Annotated in this window: 18 protein-coding genes and 1 pseudogene; 16 read left to right on the forward strand and 3 right to left on the reverse strand. The window is 43.4% G+C overall.

Annotation, left to right across the window (positions count from 1 at the left end; translation table 11 throughout):
* Positions 1 to 305: 305 nt before the first annotated feature.
* The 3 genes and pseudogenes from ACROAE_RS15785 to ACROAE_RS15795 form a co-directional block, all read left to right on the forward strand.
* A pseudogene (locus ACROAE_RS15785) lies at positions 306 to 614 on the forward strand (IS21 family transposase); the annotation flags it as partial.
* Positions 615 to 975: 361 nt separating this feature from the next.
* Positions 976 to 1,455: a DUF2947 domain-containing protein gene (locus ACROAE_RS15790; RefSeq protein WP_432403453.1), complete on the forward strand. Its 480-nt coding sequence runs from the start codon at positions 976 to 978 to the stop codon at positions 1,453 to 1,455.
* A gap of 139 nt (positions 1,456 to 1,594) precedes the next feature.
* Positions 1,595 to 2,167: a chalcone isomerase family protein gene (locus tag ACROAE_RS15795; protein WP_432403455.1), complete on the forward strand. Its 573-nt coding sequence runs from the start codon at positions 1,595 to 1,597 to the stop codon at positions 2,165 to 2,167.
* A 146-nt stretch (positions 2,168 to 2,313) separates the two neighbouring features.
* On the opposite strand, the gene ACROAE_RS15800 is transcribed toward ACROAE_RS15795, so the two are convergent.
* The 3 genes from ACROAE_RS15800 to flgA all read right to left on the reverse strand — a co-directional run bounded on the left by ACROAE_RS15800 (position 2,314) and on the right by flgA (position 3,945).
* Positions 2,314 to 2,739 (reverse strand): flagella synthesis protein FlgN, encoded by a 426-nt coding sequence (locus ACROAE_RS15800; protein WP_432403457.1) that lies wholly within the window; start codon positions 2,737 to 2,739, stop codon positions 2,314 to 2,316.
* Positions 2,740 to 2,834: 95 nt separating this feature from the next.
* On the reverse strand, positions 2,835 to 3,164 hold the full coding sequence (flgM, locus tag ACROAE_RS15805; RefSeq protein WP_432403459.1) for a flagellar biosynthesis anti-sigma factor FlgM: 330 nt from the start codon (positions 3,162 to 3,164) through the stop codon (positions 2,835 to 2,837).
* Positions 3,165 to 3,237: 73 nt separating this feature from the next.
* Positions 3,238 to 3,945, reverse strand: coding sequence for a flagellar basal body P-ring formation chaperone FlgA (flgA, locus tag ACROAE_RS15810; RefSeq protein WP_432403461.1), 708 nt, complete (start codon positions 3,943 to 3,945; stop codon positions 3,238 to 3,240).
* A gap of 459 nt (positions 3,946 to 4,404) precedes the next feature.
* Between flgA and ACROAE_RS15815 the strand changes: the two genes are divergently transcribed.
* The 13 genes from ACROAE_RS15815 (at position 4,405) to flgL (ending at position 17,297) form a co-directional block, all read left to right on the forward strand.
* Entirely contained in the window at positions 4,405 to 5,325 is a 921-nt protein-coding gene (locus ACROAE_RS15815; protein WP_432403463.1) for a chemotaxis protein CheV, read from the forward strand.
* Between the two features lie 64 nt (positions 5,326 to 5,389).
* On the forward strand, positions 5,390 to 6,223 hold the full coding sequence (locus tag ACROAE_RS15820; RefSeq protein ID WP_160054565.1) for a CheR family methyltransferase: 834 nt from the start codon (positions 5,390 to 5,392) through the stop codon (positions 6,221 to 6,223).
* Positions 6,224 to 6,359: 136 nt separating this feature from the next.
* Complete coding sequence (gene flgB / locus ACROAE_RS15825; protein WP_432403465.1) at positions 6,360 to 6,758, forward strand: flagellar basal body rod protein FlgB; 399 nt, start codon at positions 6,360 to 6,362, stop codon at positions 6,756 to 6,758.
* A gap of 2 nt (positions 6,759 to 6,760) precedes the next feature.
* Positions 6,761 to 7,177, forward strand: coding sequence for a flagellar basal body rod protein FlgC (gene flgC, locus ACROAE_RS15830; protein ID WP_432403467.1), 417 nt, complete (start codon positions 6,761 to 6,763; stop codon positions 7,175 to 7,177).
* A 24-nt stretch (positions 7,178 to 7,201) separates the two neighbouring features.
* Entirely contained in the window at positions 7,202 to 7,984 is a 783-nt protein-coding gene (flgD, locus tag ACROAE_RS15835) for a flagellar hook assembly protein FlgD (protein WP_432403469.1), read from the forward strand.
* 60 nt (positions 7,985 to 8,044) lie between these two features.
* Entirely contained in the window at positions 8,045 to 9,424 is a 1,380-nt protein-coding gene (flgE, locus tag ACROAE_RS15840; RefSeq protein WP_432403471.1) for a flagellar hook protein FlgE, read from the forward strand.
* Positions 9,425 to 9,675: 251 nt separating this feature from the next.
* On the forward strand, positions 9,676 to 10,419 hold the full coding sequence (flgF, locus tag ACROAE_RS15845) for a flagellar basal-body rod protein FlgF (protein WP_432403473.1): 744 nt from the start codon (positions 9,676 to 9,678) through the stop codon (positions 10,417 to 10,419).
* A gap of 11 nt (positions 10,420 to 10,430) precedes the next feature.
* The gene (flgG, locus tag ACROAE_RS15850; protein ID WP_160054578.1) at positions 10,431 to 11,219 is read left to right on the forward strand and encodes a flagellar basal-body rod protein FlgG; all 789 of its coding nucleotides are present in this window, start codon (positions 10,431 to 10,433) and stop codon (positions 11,217 to 11,219) included.
* 9 nt (positions 11,220 to 11,228) lie between these two features.
* Positions 11,229 to 11,903, forward strand: a complete 675-nt coding sequence (gene flgH, locus ACROAE_RS15855) for a flagellar basal body L-ring protein FlgH (RefSeq protein ID WP_432403475.1) — start codon at positions 11,229 to 11,231, stop codon at positions 11,901 to 11,903.
* A 10-nt stretch (positions 11,904 to 11,913) separates the two neighbouring features.
* Positions 11,914 to 13,011 (forward strand): flagellar basal body P-ring protein FlgI, encoded by a 1,098-nt coding sequence (locus ACROAE_RS15860; protein ID WP_432403477.1) that lies wholly within the window; start codon positions 11,914 to 11,916, stop codon positions 13,009 to 13,011.
* A 17-nt stretch (positions 13,012 to 13,028) separates the two neighbouring features.
* A complete protein-coding gene (flgJ, locus tag ACROAE_RS15865; protein ID WP_432403479.1) occupies positions 13,029 to 14,165 on the forward strand; it encodes a flagellar assembly peptidoglycan hydrolase FlgJ in 1,137 nt (378 codons plus the stop codon).
* A complete protein-coding gene (flgK, locus tag ACROAE_RS15870) occupies positions 14,165 to 16,087 on the forward strand; it encodes a flagellar hook-associated protein FlgK (protein WP_432403481.1) in 1,923 nt (640 codons plus the stop codon). The genes flgJ and flgK overlap by 1 nt, the downstream gene beginning before the upstream one ends.
* A gap of 10 nt (positions 16,088 to 16,097) precedes the next feature.
* Positions 16,098 to 17,297: a flagellar hook-associated protein FlgL gene (flgL, locus tag ACROAE_RS15875; RefSeq protein ID WP_432403483.1), complete on the forward strand. Its 1,200-nt coding sequence runs from the start codon at positions 16,098 to 16,100 to the stop codon at positions 17,295 to 17,297.
* The last annotated feature ends 62 nt before the right edge of the window (positions 17,298 to 17,359 follow it).

The following is a 17,359-nucleotide window of genomic DNA, read 5'->3' on the forward strand; positions in this document are numbered from 1 at the left end:
TCATGTTCTTGATTTATATGGGAACGGCAATCAGTAATCTTATCGAGATGTTTAAGCATATTAAGTATAAAGACAAAGAAAAAGAGCGCTATTTGATCACACTGGCGAGATCAATCAAGCTATTTTTATCTCTTTGTTTTTAAAAGGATGTATGAAAAGCGATCGAGTATGATCAGCCCCTGATGTTTTGCGAACACTCAATACCATCGATACAGATTACTGTTCGGCCAAAATGGTATAGTTCTATTTTTATACTTTTCGCCCAGCCAGTAGGTGTTTTATCACCCTGATTCATTTCTTTTTTGATGATTAAGAATAACCATGGCACGCCACCTATTTCTATGCGTAAACTTAAAGAGGTTTCAAGATTAAAATATGGCTGAAAACTCGCCATCGTAAGATAGTTAATAGCTTGTCTGTTCCCCCTCAATCGTATCACGTTATGCCTGTAAATCAGCCAAACGAGGCATTACTCGTTGGCCACTTGACGACCAGTGGGATGTTCGTCTCTGCAAAAAGCGTTTTTAAAAATAAATCCTCGATGAAAAGAATTTTTACTTCCAGATTGGTCATTAGCTCAGCAAGATCTACGCCCTAAAACCATGATATTGTTATCAGGTCTAACTAATGGTTTGAATGTTGCCACTACGCATAACGTTCCTGCTTTCGATGGTTCGTTCTAAATCGCGCTCTTTTTGAACGTGTAGGCCTTTTTTAGTGTCGCGAAGCTCTGCGTGTTGTGATGCCCAAAGCTGCTTTTACCTGCATTTTCAATAACATGATCTGAAATGCAATGCATATATACTTTAATGCTTTTCTACTTTGTTTATCTTGATTTTTGTGATTGCCGCCCGCCTCGTTTACTGGGTAATGACCATTTAAATCTTTGTCTTTATTTTCTGCTGTACTCTATCGCAGTTTACCTTGTTTTAACGCTATAATTGCGCCTCATTTTATGTTGCCAGGAGCAGTTGTTTGTCACACTCATATATTCCGTTTGAACTTTATAAGCGTAAGTGGATTTTTAACCATAAAGATTTGCCGGTGTCAGACGATGACAAGGCGTTGATCAAGCCATTGGCTGATAAAAGTGCCATGGAAGTATGGAATAAGTGGATAAGCAATAAAAGCAGCCGTGCGGAACTATTCGAAAAAGGTGATTGGCCAGCAAAGCAGGATGCTTGGAGTGCGACTGAGCATTGGCAGTCGGCGTGGGATTCTCATGATAATGCATTGCCTGAAGCTATTTTAGAACACATTAAATGGCCAGATGATACTGTGATTTATTTCTGTTATGAAAAATATCAAGTGTTAGAAACCCGTTGGGATGTGTTTGTTCGTAACTGGAAATGCTTTTTATTTTTTGATGATGGTCCAATTTTAATGGCGCAAAAACACAAACAAGCATTGATGTTTGAGCAAAATGGTCAATATAAATTAGGTGTTAGAGGTTAGAGCTACATATTCTATGAATGACAACCTGGTGTTGAAATCATTTGTATGTAGAGCTTATGTGTCTACTCGAGATTAATAGACTCTACTAAAACAGATGATAACCACTTTTATGAATAACAGATTATTTAAAAGAGATGACATGAAACTTTATGCGTTAATCGGTTTGGCTTTTTCGGTGTTATTGCCAACGTTAGCACCAACTGCAGTACAGGCAAAAATGGTTGCTGATGTGAATGTTGCGGATCAAGCGATGTTTGCAGATCAAACCTTAGTGCTGAATGGTGCAGGCGTGCGCAGTAAGTTTTTTATGGACTTATATGTCGGCAATTTATATTTGCCTGCAACAGTAAACCAATTAGATAGCGTGCTTGAGCAACCGATTGCGGTGATTCAATTAACCATTACCTCTGGGATGATCACCTCAGATAAAATGCGCAATGCGATTGAAGAAGGCTTTGATGCGGCAACCGATAACAATATTGGTTCGATTAAAACGGATATTCAACAATTTACTCAATTGTTTGCCGATGAAATTGTTGAGGGCGATCAATTTACTTTTGTGACTCAAAAAGGCAAGGGCGTGACCAGTATTAAAAATGGCCATGTTCAAGGTAACATTGCAGGAGAGGCATTTCGTCAGGCGTTATTAAAGATTTGGTTGGGTGATAATCCAGCGCAAGACAGTTTAAAGCAGGATATGTTAGCGCAGTAAATTCTCTACTAGGTGCTAGGGTCGCTGCGCTGATAGGACGGACTTTGTCCTGCTAGATACTAGGTCGGACTGCGTCCTGCTAGGTGCTAGATCAGATTTAATAGTTTCTAGCAGCGAAGCGTCTCTAGCAGCGAAGCGTCCTAGTCCTAGGCAGTAAAATCATTACCTAAGCTCGAAATTGTCGAGGTTTTGCCTTTATCGTTATAGGTGAGGCTAGTGGCATTACGGCTCACTTGTAGCGCCTGGGCTAAACGATTTATCGTGGCAATATTATGCTCTATTAAGCTAGAGTTTTGCGTGTTGATGTGTTTGCACTCGGCAAGGATAGCTTTGGCCGATTCAACTTTTTGGGCAAGTTCAGGTACAGAGGTCAGCTTTTCCGCCTCTGGGTGGGCAGCTAACTTTTCATCCGTTGCCTTGAGTAAGCTCATGCGCTGCAATTTATCTTTAGCGAGCGCTAACAGTTTGTCAGCATCTTGCTTGAGTAATGCGTCTTTTTCTTCAGTAATGAGCTGTTTAAGCAGAGTGAGAGTTTGATGTTGAGCATCAAGTAGCACAGTTATATCGGTCATATATTACTCTTTGGTTTACGTAGTCAACACTTTCCTATGATGCAAAAGTGCACCGATAACAAAGGTTAAAATACAATAAAGAGTAACGGACTAGGCTACTCTTTATCGAACGATAGGCCGCTCAGTTCAGCTTCAAAACTAGCGATATTCGCAGCTAATTTTTCTGGGTCGACTTTATAACGACCTTCTGAGATAGCCAGTTTAATTTCAGCGACCTTTTTTTGATCCACTTCAGGTAATGCAGCCATTTTGCCTTGAGCACTTTGCAGCTGTTGCGCTTGCGAAGTAATGCTTACCGAATCACTTTTAACGGGTGCAGCCGATTTTTGTGGCGCAGCAGTGTTTGTTTGTGAAGTAGACTGCGTGTCACGTGCTGTGCGCATCTGTGTATTGGTCGCAGTATTGTGCTTAATATCAATTGCCATGTGAGGCTCCAGCGTAATGTATTAGGTTTTCCATACAGGCTATCGGCGCTCGTGGAAAAAACTTTAATCTATTTTACATCCTAACTTCAACTTCACCAACACCAATCACTACAGCTTCTAGTCGTTTGTTACTTTTGCTATTTTTGACCTTAATAGCTTCTCCAATATTGCCGTCACGCAATGCTTCACCCAAGGTTTTAATTTCGATACTCTGTGTCTTAGCATATATAGAGACCATGTCTCCTTTACAGACAAAACAAAGATTACTGCCAATGATCGGTGAGTCTTTAGCGACTCGACGTTTTACGCGCGAACCGAGTAGGCTCGCTTTATCTGAAAAGAATTGTCCCTTCAAACTATATTGGTCTACATACATAATGGCTAAGTCATCAGAATTAAGAATCTGATTGGGTGACAATAATTCAGTCGCGACAATAACAGGATATTGAATATCAACTCTTACAGACAAGTACATCTGCCACGGGTAGTCGTAATCTGGAGTTTCACAGCTTATTTTAACGGTGTTATTTCGAGTGACATCTCGTTCGCTGGCTAACTCAACCGATATTGGAGGATAGCAGCGTGGCGGTGTCAGCCTTCCTTCTAAATTTTGTGGGGTAATTTCGACCTTAGCGTTTGACTCTACATCAATTTTTTTTTCTACGGCCTCTTTAGCTAATTGATAAATGGTCGATAATGAAGGAGCAGTGGCTTCTTCACTGGCAAATACCGGTAAAGAAAGCGAGAGTAAGCACAAAAAACATAAAAAAAATACTTTCATAATGAAGATACTAGCTTGTTTTGCCAGAATGCACCTATACTTTGAAAAACGATTAATACGCGGATAATGTAGACGTATTGAATAGACTAATAATCGATGGGTATGGCGGCGAATCATGTTCATTATCCTCCGTCAAAAAAATACCGTATCGGCTAGTTTATTAATCTAAGCAAGTTGTATGCCTATTTGTGTTGATAAGTTGTGGCGATAAGTATTCATTGTGTAGTCGACCTGGCAATGGTTAACTGGTGTGCGTTGCCAGTAAAATGTGTTATCAACAACGTATTCATTATTGCAACCGGGTAGTGTGGATATTGCAACTGGGTACTGCGAACCGGGTTTTACTATCGATAATTGAACTTTATCAACAAATTAAGTTTATTATCAAGAATTAGGCTTTACGATAATTTTAATAACAAATGTATCCTTTTGGGTGACAGTTAACTACAAGGCCCCGCTATGTCGAGCATTTTAGATTCAGTAAACAAACGTACCCAACTTGTTGGGCAAAACAGATTAGAATTACTGCTGTTTAGGCTTAATGGTCGTCAGCGCTTCGGTATTAACGTGTTTAAAGTTAAAGAGGTCCTGCAATGTCCTCCATTAACCACATTACCTAAATTAAATCGATTTGTTAAAGGTGTCGCTCACATTCGTGGTACAACCATTTCGGTCATTGATTTAAGTGCTGCAACCGGTGGCCGTCCACTCACGTCGACTGAAAATTGTTTCATTATCATTTCTGAATACAACCGCAGTGTGCAAGGATTCCTGGTGAGTTCCGTTGAGCGTATTATCAATATGAACTGGGCTGCAATCATGCCACCACCACAAGGTGCAGGGCGTTATTCTTATTTAACGGCAGTAACCGAAATTGAAGGCGAGTTGGTTGAGATTTTAGACGTAGAGAAAATCCTTGATGAGATTTCTCCGGTTAAAACCGCGATCAGTAAAGAAGTGAACGAAACGCTAACCATCGATAGAGAACAGCATTACCACATTATGGTGATTGACGACTCAGCCGTGGCACGCAAGCAAATTATTCGCTCACTCGAATCGCTAAATCTACAGATTGATACTGCCAAAGATGGCCGAGAAGCTTTAAATAAACTTAAAGCTATCGCGGCTGAAATGGACGATGTATCGCACGAAATCCCGTTAATTATTTCCGATATCGAAATGCCAGAAATGGACGGTTATACCTTAACGGCTGAAATTCGTGACGATCCAAAATTGAAGAATATCAAAGTGGTACTACACACTTCACTCAGTGGCGTATTTAATCAGGCGATGGTGCAAAAAGTGGGCGCAAACGATTTTATTGCGAAATTTAACCCAGATGAATTGGCCGCCGCAGTAAACAAACATTTGAGCTTATAACTGTCTATAATGACAGCGTGTAAATTATTAAGCGCTATAAGCTTACTTATTTTAGGATGTTAATGTGACAGATAAATCACTTGCTGAAGCAGAGTACAATCAATTTAGACTGTTTTTAGAACAGCATAGCGGTATTGTGTTAGGCGAGAATAAACAATATTTAGTGCGTAGCCGTTTGGCCCCTTTGATGGGTAAGCATAACTTACCCTCATTATCAGAGGTGGTTAAAAAGTCGATGAAACCGACTGAGCGCCAGTTACGTGCTGAAGTGATCGACGCGATGACAACCAATGAAACCTTATGGTTTCGTGACCGTTATCCTTTCGAGTTACTGCATAATACCTTATTACCTGAGTACAGTAAGTTAGGTCGTCCATTAAAGATTTGGTCGGCTGCTTGCTCATCAGGTCAAGAACCCTATTCTCTCGCCATGACGGTACTTGAATACCAACAACGTAAGCCTGGCGCACTGCCTGGCGGAGCATCTATTCAGGCAACGGATTTATCGCCTTCTATGCTTGAACGTTGTAAAAATGCTGAATACGACAGTTTAGCGTTAGCGCGTGGTTTATCTGATGAACGTAAGCGTCAGTTTTTTGATGCTTTACCGTCGGGCAACATGAAACTGAAAGACAATGTGAAGCGTCTGGTTAACTTTAGAGCTCATAATCTTCTTGAAAGTTATAGTTTATTAGGTAAATACGACATTATCTTTTGTCGTAATGTGCTGATTTACTTTGCACCAGAGGCAAAGGCTAAAATTTTGCGGCAATTTGCTGCCGCACTTAACCCTAAAGGGATTTTATTCTTAGGTGCGTCAGAATCTATTGCCGGTTTAACCGAAGAATTTAATATGGTTCGTTGTAATCCTGGTATTTACTATCAAAAGAAAACCTAGTTAAATAAATAGCTTACTAGCTTTATCATGCCGGCATTCGTCGGCATGTTCATTTAAAATACTTATTCATCCTTTATTGAAATTGTTGGCATAACCCTTGCTTTAATTCTATCAGTTAGCTGATGGAGGCAATTTTATGGCGATTAATTTCGATAATGCATTAGGTGTTCACCAATACTCGTTGGGCGTACGTTCTCAAAGAGCAGAAGTGATTTCAAGTAATATCGCCAATGCCAATACTCCTCATTACAAAGCGCGGGATGTGGATTTTGCTTCTGCGATGAAAGCCGCGAGCTCTCATCAAAATGGCTTAAGCATGAGTCAAACCACCGAAAAGCACTTTGATTTAACGTCATTAACACAGCAACACGTGCAATACCGTGTGCCGACTCAACCCGACACCGGCGATGGCAACACAGTCGACACGCAAAAAGAACAATCTGCATTTATGCAAAATGCGCTCGAATATCAAATGTCACTGGGTTTTCTTGAAAGTAAATTTAGTGGCATGCGTAAAGCATTGCGAGGTGATTAATCATGAGTTTATTCAATATCTTTAATGTTTCTGGTTCAGGGATGTCGGCGCAATCTGTCAGGCTTAATACCACGGCCAGTAACATTGCCAATGCAGACTCAGTGTCGAGCAGTGTCGATAAAACCTATCGTGCACGTCATCCAGTTTTTGAAGCAGAAATGGCCAAAGCCAGCAATCAGCAAAATCAATCTCCTGGAGTGTCGGTGAAGGGCATTGTTGAAAGTGATAAACCGCTAATTAAAGAGTACTCGCCAGATCATCCACTTTCTGATGCTGACGGATTTATTTACAAGCCAAACGTGAATGTAATGGAAGAAATGGCTGACATGATTTCAGCTTCGCGGTCTTACCAAATGAATGTTCAGGTAGCAGATGCCACTAAATCAATGCTGCAACAAACGCTCAATATGGGTAAATAGTTTTGATTTTTCAAGGAGGCAGCTATGAGCCTAATTAATTCTTACAGTCAGTCTTTACCGCAAACGTCAAGCAGTGCATCAAATACGAGTGCAGTGACCAAGAGTTCAGTGCAGAGCACTACTACGTTAACCACGGGTAATTCGTTTCTCGATTCAATTCGGTTACCTGAGCAGAGCGCGGTTCCTGAAGCGAATGATCAGCTGTTAAAGCAAGAAGACTTCTTTGCATTGCTCAGTCAGCAGTTATCAATGCAAGACCCATTTGAGCCTGTAGACAATGATCAAATGATTGCCCAAATGGCATCATTTTCTACTGTTGATGGTATTTCAAATCTTAACGATGAAATTTTAAACCTCAATACTGTGATGAGCTCAAGTCAGGCATTGCAAGCATCGAGTCTCGTTGGCCGTAAGGTATTAATCCCTTCTGATACTGGGATTATTTCCGCTGAGAGTCCTGGTATAAATGGCGTGATTAGTACGCCATCGGCCATGGAAACTATTACCGTGAGTGTACAAGATGAATCCGGACAGCTCATTAAAACCTTTAGTGTTGATGGTAGCGCCGGCGGTAACATTGATGTGTCTTGGGATGGACTGGATAAAAATGGTTCGCCAGTAAAAGAGGGATTGTACTCTATTAAGGCGAGCGGGAAAGTCGATGGCGAAGCCCAGGACTTAGCAGTATCTACTTATGCCCATGTTAGCAGTGTGTCGTTAGGCACCGCTGCAACAGGGGCTATTTTGAATTTGCGCGGAGTCGGCGGTATTAAGTTATCTGACGTACTTGCCGTATCTGAAACTTAACATTATCTACAGTTTACTAAATAAACGTGTTGATTATGAATAAAACCTTTGAGGTGAATTATGTCATTTAACATTGCATTGAGTGGTATCTCTGCCGCGCAAAAAGACTTAAACACAACGGCAAACAACATTGCCAACGTAAACACTGTCGGCTTTAAAGAGTCGCGTGCTGAATTTGCTGACGTGTACGCAAACTCAATTTTTTCTAATGGTAAAACGGCGGTCGGCGGCGGTGTATCAACTTCGCAAGTGGCACAGCAATTTCACCAAGGTAGTTTACAATTTACCAGCAACTCATTAGATATGGCGATCAGTGGCGGCGGCTTTTTTGTTACCTCTTCTGGTGTTGGCACTCAAGATTTATCATACACTCGAGCAGGCGCTTTTAAAGTCGATTCAGACAACTATATGGTCGATGCCGCAGGTAACTTTTTACAAGGTTTCCCTGTAGATGACGAAGGTAACTCAACTTCAGTAAGCTTAACCACAACCAAACCTATTCAAATTCCAGATACTGCTGGTAGTCCAGTTAAAACGGGTGTGGTTGAATTGCAAATGAATTTAAATGTCGGCGAAGATGCGTTAGATCCTAGCGCATTTGACCCAGACAATTCTGACACCTACAACAATTCAACCTCAGTAACCATCTATGACTCATTAGGTGAGTCGCATATTATGACCACCTATTTTGTGAAACCTACAGGTGGCTCATATACAGGGGAGAGTAACTGGCTTGCATTTTATGCTGTTGATGGTGAGCCGGTTAGTGTGGAAACTCCAGGGAGTTATCAAATAGATGCAGATGGCGATGGTGTTGGTGATGGTACCCTTAGCGAAACTGCAACAGCAACTAACCCAAGTGGTACAGGAGCTTGGAATGGTGCAGTGATTTCGTTTAACAATGTTGGTTCTTATACAGGGACTAATCCTTCGCCGATCACTACTGTAACACTTGGCACACCAGGTGCCGGTGTATTAGACCCAGGCTCAGACGGTACTCAAACACTTGAAGTCAGATTTGATAACCCAACACAATATGCTTCGCCATTTGAAGTGACTGCATTAAGCCAAGACGGTATTACCGTTGGCCGTTTAACCAACGTAGGCATTGGCTCGGATGGCTTAATTACTGCCAGTTACAGCAATGGTTCAACTGTGCCATTAGCGCGTGTTGCGTTAGTACGTTTTGCTAATGAGCAAGGCTTAACCCAGGTGGGTAACACCTCATGGAAAGCCAGTTTAGACTCAGGCGAAGCATTAGCCGGTGAAGCTAATAGTGGTACCTTTGGTAGCATTCAGTCTTCTGCGCTTGAGCAATCAAACGTTGATTTAACCACAGAATTGGTTGATTTGATTACCGCTCAGCGTAACTTCCAGGCTAACTCTCGTACCCTGGAAGTGAACAACACTCTAAACCAAACAGTGTTACAGATCCGATAATTATTTATTACTCCGCGTAATCGATAAACAAGGTGTTGCCGTTGTCGGCAACACCTTGCCATTTAAATAATACACCGCCTTCACTATCGTAAAACTGCTGTTTTTTTGACTCTTAATCACTCCCTCCTTCTATTTTTACTCCTTTACATTCAGCGTGTTGAATATAACTCACTAGCAACAAACTTCATTGGCATGATGCTTGCTATAACTCTACATATATTCATTTTGTAGAAAGTTTGACGGAGCAGCAAATGGACAAATTTCTTTATGTTGCCATGAGTGGCGCTAAGCAAGGCATGAATGCCTTAGCGGTCAGTGCTAACAACCTTGCCAACGCCAATACTGACGGTTTCAAGGCTGACATGACTCAAGCTCGCTCTATGCAGGCGTTTGGTGAAGGTTTACCCAGCCGCGTGTTTTCAATGATTGAAAGCCCAGGCAGTAACTTTGCAAGCGGTCCCATTGTCACCACGGGTCGTAATCTTGATGTCGCCGTTAAAGGCGATGGATGGATAGCCGTACAAGCCGCCGATGGCTCAGAAGCATATACCCGAGCAGGCAGCTTAAAATTTGACAGTACTGGTTTGCTGGTAAACAGCAGCAACCGCCCGGTAATGGGCGATGCAGGGCCAATCGTATTACCACTGCCCATTGAACACGTCGAAATTGCTGCCAACGGCATTATCTCAGTGAGACCTCAAGGCGCAACCGCAGAAGTCATCGAAGAAGTCGCCCGCATTAAACTGGTTAATCCAGGTAACAATCAAATGATGCGCGGTGAAGACGGTTTATTTCGTCTTATGGCCGGCGGTAACGCGCCAACCGATCCCAATGTTGCAGTAGAAAGCGGCGCCGTTGAAGGCAGTAACGTCAACCCAGTACATGAAATGGTCGCAATGATTGAGATCCAGCGTCAATACGAGATGCAAGTCAAAATGATGAAGAACGCCGAAGAAATCGATCGTGCGTCGACTTCCTTGATGAAAATTAGTTAGGAGTAATTATTATGATTCCAGCGTTATGGATAAGTAAAACTGGTGTTGATGCGCAGCAAACAAACATCGCGGTCATTTCTAACAACGTGGCTAACGCCAGTACGGTTGGATTCAAAAAAAGTCGCGCTGTGTTTGAAGATTTACTGTATCAAACAGTCAATCAAGCCGGCGGCGTCAGTGCCGACAACACCAAGTTACCTAATGGCTTAAACATTGGTGCCGGTACCAAAGTGGTCGCCACCCAAAAAATGTTTACCCAGGGCAGCATGCTCACCACCGACAACTCATTAGATTTAATGATTGAAGGCTCAGGCTTCTTTGAAGTGCAAATGCCAGACGGCACCGCAGCTTACACCCGTAATGGTCAATTTAGCCTGGATGATACCGGCCAAATTGTGACTCCTGGTTCAGGCTATGTGGTGCAACCCGCCATTACTATCCCAGACGATGCCACCAGTATTACTGTGTCAGCAGAAGGTGAAGTGTCGGTGCAAATTCCAGGCACTGCAGAAAGCCAGGTGATTGGCCAGTTAACCATGACCGACTTTATTAATCCGTCAGGGTTAGACCCATTAGGGCAAAACCTCTACACCGAAACCGGTGCCAGCGGTACGCCCATTCAAGGCACTGCATCGCAAGATGGTTTAGGTGCCATTCGTCAGGGCGCGTTAGAAACCTCTAACGTCAACGTGACAGAAGAGCTAGTGAACTTAATTCAAGGTCAGCGCATTTACGAAATGAACTCAAAAGTCATTTCAGCGGTTGACCAAATGTTGTCTTACGTTAATCAGAATCTCTAAGGAGCTATCATGATTAAATACATAACGTTAGCGTCGATGATTTTATTGGCAGGCTGCAGTTCTACACAAAAAAAGCCCATTGCCGATGACCCATTCTATGCGCCGGTATACCCAGACACGCCGCCGACGCAGGTAGCCGCAACGGGATCTATTTTTCTTGATACGCAAGCATCGAGCTTGTTCTCCGACATTCGTGCGCATCGCGTCGGCGACATCATCACCGTCACGCTAAAAGAGTCTACTCAAGCCAAAAAAAGCGCCAATAATGACATCTCTAAAGGCAGTGACTTAAATGTTACACCTGTCTATGCCGGCGGTAAAAATGTGTCTATTGGCGGAGTGCCAATTGACCTAGGCTACTCAGATAGCATGAACACCAAGCGTGAAGCAGATGCCGACCAATCTAACAGTTTAGATGGCAGCATTTCGGCTAACGTCATACAAGTGCTCAGTAACGGCAACCTGGTTATCCGCGGCGAAAAATGGATTTCAATTAATAACGGTGATGAGTTTATTCGCGTTACCGGCATGGTTCGCAGCCAAGACATCAATCCAGACAACACCATCGATTCAACCCGTGTTGCCAATGCTCGTATTCAATACAGCGGCACTGGCACATTTGCAGACTCACAAAAAGTGGGTTGGTTGAATTCGTTTTTCTTGGGTGACTGGTGGCCTTTTTAAGGAGTAATACATGAAAATCAAATTGCTGGTGTCGCTAATGACCTCGCTGTTAATCCTAACAGCCCCTGTTCATGCAGAGCGCATAAAAGATATCGCCAATATTCAAGGCGTAAGAAGTAACCAGTTAATTGGTTATGGTTTAGTGGTGGGTTTACCTGGTACCGGTGAAAAAACCAAATATACCGAACAAACTTTTCGCACCATGCTTAAAAACTTTGGCATTAATTTACCCGATTCGGTAAAACCTAATTCAAAAAACGTCGCGGTAGTGGCAGTGCATGCCGACATGCCAGCGTTTATTAAGCCGGGTCAAAACCTTGACGTTACCGTGTCGAGTTTAGGCGAAGCCAAAAGTTTACGTGGCGGTACGCTCATTCAAACCTTCTTAAAAGGGGTTGATGGCAACGTTTATGCCATTGCACAAGGCAGCCTTATAGTGAGTGGTTTTAGTGCCGAAGGCCTAGATGGCTCACAAGTGATTCAAAACACCCCTACGGTTGGGCGTATCCCAAGTGGCGCGATTGTTGAACGCAGTGTTGCCAGCCCATTTGCAAGTGGTGACTACCTTACATTTAATTTACGTCGCTCAGACTTCTCTACCGCAAAGCGTACAGCAGACGCCATTAACGACTTACTTGGCCCAGACATGGCTAAAGCCATTGACGCAACTTCTATTCAGGTCAGTGCGCCGCGTGATGCATCACAACGAGTGTCGTTTTTATCAACCCTTGAAAACATTGAAGTTGAGCCAGCAGACGAGTCAGCCAAAGTCATTGTTAACTCACGAACCGGCACCATTGTGGTCGGTCAGCACGTTAAGTTATTACCTGCAGCGGTAACCCATGGCGGCTTAACCGTCACCATCGCTGAGGCCACTCAAGTGTCACAACCTAACGCATTAGCGGGTGGCGATACCGTGGTCACCACCAATAGCACTATCGATGTGTCAGAAAAAGACCGTCGTATGTTTATGTTTAATCCAGGCACCAGCCTTGATGAGCTTGTAAGAGCCGTCAATCTAGTGGGTGCAGCACCATCCGATGTACTTGCCATACTCGAAGCGTTAAAAATGGCAGGGGCTTTGCATGGTGAACTTATCATCATCTAAAAATTGTCGGTATGACTATGGAAAAGTTGTCAAATTCATCGAACTTTCTGGATCTAGGAGGACTAGATTCACTTCGTGTCCAGGCCCAGAAAGACGAGAAGGGGGCACTTAAAGAAGCGGCAAAGCAATTTGAAGGTATTTTCGTTCAAATGCTCATGAAAAGCATGCGCGATGCCAATGCCGCTTTTAAGTCAGACAATCCGATGAACAGCGAAACCACCGCGTTTTTTGAGCAAATGCTTGATCAACAAATGTCGGTCGATTTGTCAAACAAAGGCATGCTAGGCCTCGCTGACTTAATGGTGCAGCAGCTTGACCCAAACAACAGCCCTGTTACGCCAGCGTCGGTATTGCGTGGTGACAGCAATTACAAAGTCAATCCAACCATGTTTGTGCCGCAGCCAAGCGAGCTTGATCAAGACACCTTAGACACTATCGCGCCTGCTGAGCAAGTCGCAACATCGCACCAGGCCATTAATCACAGCGACATGGCTGCGGTAATGCCACAGCAATTGGCCAGTGTATTACGCGGCGAGCAGTTAGCAAGCCAACCGTTTGCAAACAAGCAAGCTGCCACACCGGAGAGTGCGGCGATAAGCGCAGGCAATAACTTGCCGCAAGAGACCAACAAATTAAAGCCTAAAGGCGTGGCAGTGAGCGAGTTTACCAGTCCACAGCATTTTATTTCAGTGTTGTATCCGCATGCAGAAAAAGCGGCTAAAACCCTGGGTACGTCAGCCGAAGTGCTCATTGCCCAGTCGGCACTGGAAACCGGTTGGGGCCAAAAAGTGGTTCGCCGTAACGACGGCACCATGAGCCACAACTTATTTAATATTAAAGCCGACAAGCGTTGGCAAGGCGAAAAAACCTCGGTCAACACACTAGAGTTTGAAAAAGGCATTCCGGTGCAACAAAAAGCAGACTTTAGAATGTACGACGACCTTGAACAAAGCTTTAGCGACTTTGTGTCATTTATTGGCCAAGGCGATCGTTACGAAGATGCGCGCAAAGTGGCCAGCGAGCCAACTCAGTTTATTCGCGCATTGCAAAAGGCGGGCTACGCCACCGACCCACAATATGCCAACAAGGTGATTAACGTGATGAAGTCGGTAAAAGAAGGCCTTAAATCTGTATTACCCCTGGAGACTAAATAATGGCGATTGATCTACTTAGCATCGCGCGCACCGGCGTTATGGCATCTCAATCTCAACTTGGGGTAACCGGTAATAACATCGCCAATGCCAATACCGAAGGTTATAACCGCCAAACGGCAACTCAAGCAACCTTACAATCACAAAGTCTTGGCGACAGCTTTTACGGTACAGGGACTTATGTGTCTGACGTAAAACGTGTGTACAACGAATTTGCCGCGCGCGAGTTACGCATCGGCCAAACCAGCATGAGCGCTGCCGAAACCACATATTCAAAATTAAGCGAACTTGACGAGCTTTACTCGCAAATCGGTAGCATGGTGCCCAATAGCATCAATGATTTTTTTGCTAGCCTTAACAGTGTGGCCGATTTACCTTCCGATTTAGGCATTCGCAGTAATAGTTTAAGTTCGGCTGAGCAAATGGCCATCAACATTAATCAAATGCAGTCGCAGCTTGATAACCAGGTTAAACAAACCAATAGCCAAATTGAGTCGGTGACCACCCGCGTAAACGAAATCAGTAAAGAGCTGGCCAACATCAATTTAGAATTGATGAAAGGTCAAGGCGACAACAACGAGATTTTAGACAAGCAAGACGCACTGATTTTAGAGCTAAGCGAATACGCGCAAGTTAACGTTATTCCTCTAGATACTGGCGCCAAGTCAATCATGTTAGGCGGCTCGGTCATGTTAGTGTCGGGCGAAGTGGCAATGAGCATCGGTGTGAGCGCCGGCGATCCATTCCCTAACGAACCCAAACTCACCGCATCGATTAGTAATAAAACCCTCAATGTTGACCCAAGTAAATTAGGCGGCCAATTAGGGGCGTTATTTGCTTATCGCGACGACACCTTAATCCCAGCCAGCAACGAGTTAGGCCAGCTAGCATTAGGGGTTGCCGATACCTTTAATGAAATGCAATCAAGTGGTTTTGATTTAAATGGCGACGTGGGCAGCGATATTTTCCGTGATATCAATAATCCGTTAATGGCAACAGGCCGCGCAGGCGGTTACTCAACTAACACCGGTAATGCAGCCATGTCTGTCAATATTGACGATGTCGGTGCATTGTCTGGTAGCAGTTATGAATTGAGCTTTACTACCGCAGGCGATTTTGAATTAACAGATACTCAAACTGGCAGTGTGACAACATTAACCCAAACCGGCAGTCAGCTTGTGAGTGGCGAAGGCTTCACCATTAATATTGCCAGTGGCGCAATGGATGTTGGAGATAAATTTGAAATTCGCCCAACAGCAGGTGCAGCCGCGGGGTTAAAAGTGATAATGACCGACCCTAAAGGCATTGCAGCTGCTGGGCCGACGTTAACCTCTGCCACAACAAACTCGGGTAATACTTCAGTTAGCTTAAACAGCATGGACTCAAGTGTGACCGGTTTTCAAGGTACTGCAACCGGTTCATCAATTACATTTACTATTGATACCGCCGCCAATACTTATCAAGCATTTGATAGTGCTGGAGCGTCATTAGGCCCAAGCACCTCATATACAGGTAACAACATTAATGCCTTTGGTATGGACTTTGATATTACATCAAGTGGTACCGCAACTGCCGACAGCTTTACGTTCGACTTAGCCTTTGCCGAAGGCAACAACAGCAACGCAGTCGAAATGGCTAAATTGTCGGACGTCAAATTAATGAACAACGGCACGGGCACCTTAACCAGCGTATTTGAAAACACCAAGTTAGATATCGGCAGCCAAACCAAAGCCGCAGAAGTACGCATGGACTCCGCATCAGCTATTTATCAGCAAGCGTATGATCGAGTACAAAGCGAATCTGGCGTTAATCTAGACGAAGAAGCCGCCAATTTATTGCGCTTTCAACAGTCATACCAGGCCGCCGCGCGGATTATGTCTACCGCGCAAACGATTTTTGACACCTTATTAAGCTCGGTTCGCTAGGAGATAAGCCATGAGAATTTCTACCGGACAAATGTTTCAGCAAAGCACCAACAGCATTTTAGAAAAGCAATCAGCCACTAATAGCATCATGGGGCAGATTTCGAGCGGCAAAAGAGTCGAAACCGCAGGTGACGACCCAGTAGCCGCCATAGCGATTGATAATCTTAAACAAAAAAACACTTTGGTTGATCAATATGAGAAGAACATTGATTACGCAACAAATCGCCTAGGCCTAACTGAGAGTAAAATTGGTAGCACAGAGTCTTTGATGGACTCTATGCGAGAACAGTTATTGCGTGGTGCTAACGGCAGCCTGAGTTCAAATGAGCGGCAAATGATTGCCGATGAAATGAAGCAAAGCTTACAAGAATTACTTTCTATTGCTAATAGCCAAGACGAATCGGGTAATTACATTTTTGCAGGTAATAAAACTAATTCTCAACCTTTTGCTTTTGATACGAATGGTGAAATTGTTTATAGCGGTGATTCAGGTATCAGAAAAAGTGTTGTGGCATCCGGAGTCGCGATGTCAACAAATGTTCCTGGCGATACAGCGTTCATGAATGCCGCCAATCCTTTAGGTGATTATGGTGTCAATTATTTGTCTTCACAGCAAGGTGATTTTACCGTTGCAAGCGCCAAAATAACAAATTCACCTCATACTCCTGATTCATATACATTTAACTTTATTGATAATGGCGCTGGTGTTGATCTGCAGGTGGTCAACTCTGCAGGGACTGTTGCAACAACTGTGACTAATTTTGACGCAACAAGTTCGTTATCTTTCAATGGCATTGAAGTGAAATTAACGGGAGTACCTGCAGCTGGCGACTCTTTTACGATTGAGCCTAAAGAGACAGTAAGTATTTTTGATGCTTTTAATCAAGCGATAGCTTTCTTAGAAAGCCCTGACGCAACATCTACTGCACAAAGCCAATCACAGTTGGCACAACTATTGAATGATATTGGTAGTGGTCAAAATCAAGTCAGTACCGCTAGAAGTATTGCAGGCAACAATTTGAAAGGTTTAGAGAGTATTTCTTCAAATCATTCGGAAGAAAAAATCATTAATAGCAGTGCGCTTTCTAAGTTAGAAGACTTGGATTTTGCCAAAGCTATTACTGAGTTTGAAAAACAACAACTTGCACTTAATGCTGTATCGAGTGTGTTTAGTAAAGTGGGTTCGCTTTCATTGTTTGATTACATATAACAAAAAAGCAATCACGTTAAATTGTAAAATTTAGCCAAGCTCCACAGTCTTGGCAACAAAAC

It is taken from the genome of Shewanella sp. MF05960, from assembly GCF_050849305.1.
GTDB lineage: Bacteria > Pseudomonadota > Gammaproteobacteria > Enterobacterales > Shewanellaceae > Shewanella.

Excerpts from the sequence above, each read along its gene's own strand:
- flgM (WP_432403459.1), bottom strand. The coding sequence starts at position 3,164 with ATGGCAATTGATATTAAGCACAATACTGCGACCAATACACAGATGCGC.
- flgK (WP_432403481.1), top strand. The coding sequence starts at position 14,165 with ATGGCGATTGATCTACTTAGCATCGCGCGCACCGGCGTTATGGCATCT.
- flgL (WP_432403483.1), top strand. The coding sequence starts at position 16,098 with ATGAGAATTTCTACCGGACAAATGTTTCAGCAAAGCACCAACAGCATT.
- ACROAE_RS15800 (WP_432403457.1), bottom strand. The coding sequence starts at position 2,739 with ATGACCGATATAACTGTGCTACTTGATGCTCAACATCAAACTCTCACT.
- flgH (WP_432403475.1), top strand. The coding sequence starts at position 11,229 with ATGATTAAATACATAACGTTAGCGTCGATGATTTTATTGGCAGGCTGC.
- ACROAE_RS15795 (WP_432403455.1), top strand. The coding sequence starts at position 1,595 with ATGAAACTTTATGCGTTAATCGGTTTGGCTTTTTCGGTGTTATTGCCA.
- flgE (WP_432403471.1), top strand. The coding sequence starts at position 8,045 with ATGTCATTTAACATTGCATTGAGTGGTATCTCTGCCGCGCAAAAAGAC.
- ACROAE_RS15860 (WP_432403477.1), top strand. The coding sequence starts at position 11,914 with ATGAAAATCAAATTGCTGGTGTCGCTAATGACCTCGCTGTTAATCCTA.
- flgG (WP_160054578.1), top strand. The coding sequence starts at position 10,431 with ATGATTCCAGCGTTATGGATAAGTAAAACTGGTGTTGATGCGCAGCAA.
- flgD (WP_432403469.1), top strand. The coding sequence starts at position 7,202 with ATGAGCCTAATTAATTCTTACAGTCAGTCTTTACCGCAAACGTCAAGC.
- ACROAE_RS15815 (WP_432403463.1), top strand. The coding sequence starts at position 4,405 with ATGTCGAGCATTTTAGATTCAGTAAACAAACGTACCCAACTTGTTGGG.
- flgA (WP_432403461.1), bottom strand. The coding sequence starts at position 3,945 with ATGAAAGTATTTTTTTTATGTTTTTTGTGCTTACTCTCGCTTTCTTTA.
- flgF (WP_432403473.1), top strand. The coding sequence starts at position 9,676 with ATGGACAAATTTCTTTATGTTGCCATGAGTGGCGCTAAGCAAGGCATG.
- flgJ (WP_432403479.1), top strand. The coding sequence starts at position 13,029 with ATGGAAAAGTTGTCAAATTCATCGAACTTTCTGGATCTAGGAGGACTA.
- flgB (WP_432403465.1), top strand. The coding sequence starts at position 6,360 with ATGGCGATTAATTTCGATAATGCATTAGGTGTTCACCAATACTCGTTG.
- flgC (WP_432403467.1), top strand. The coding sequence starts at position 6,761 with ATGAGTTTATTCAATATCTTTAATGTTTCTGGTTCAGGGATGTCGGCG.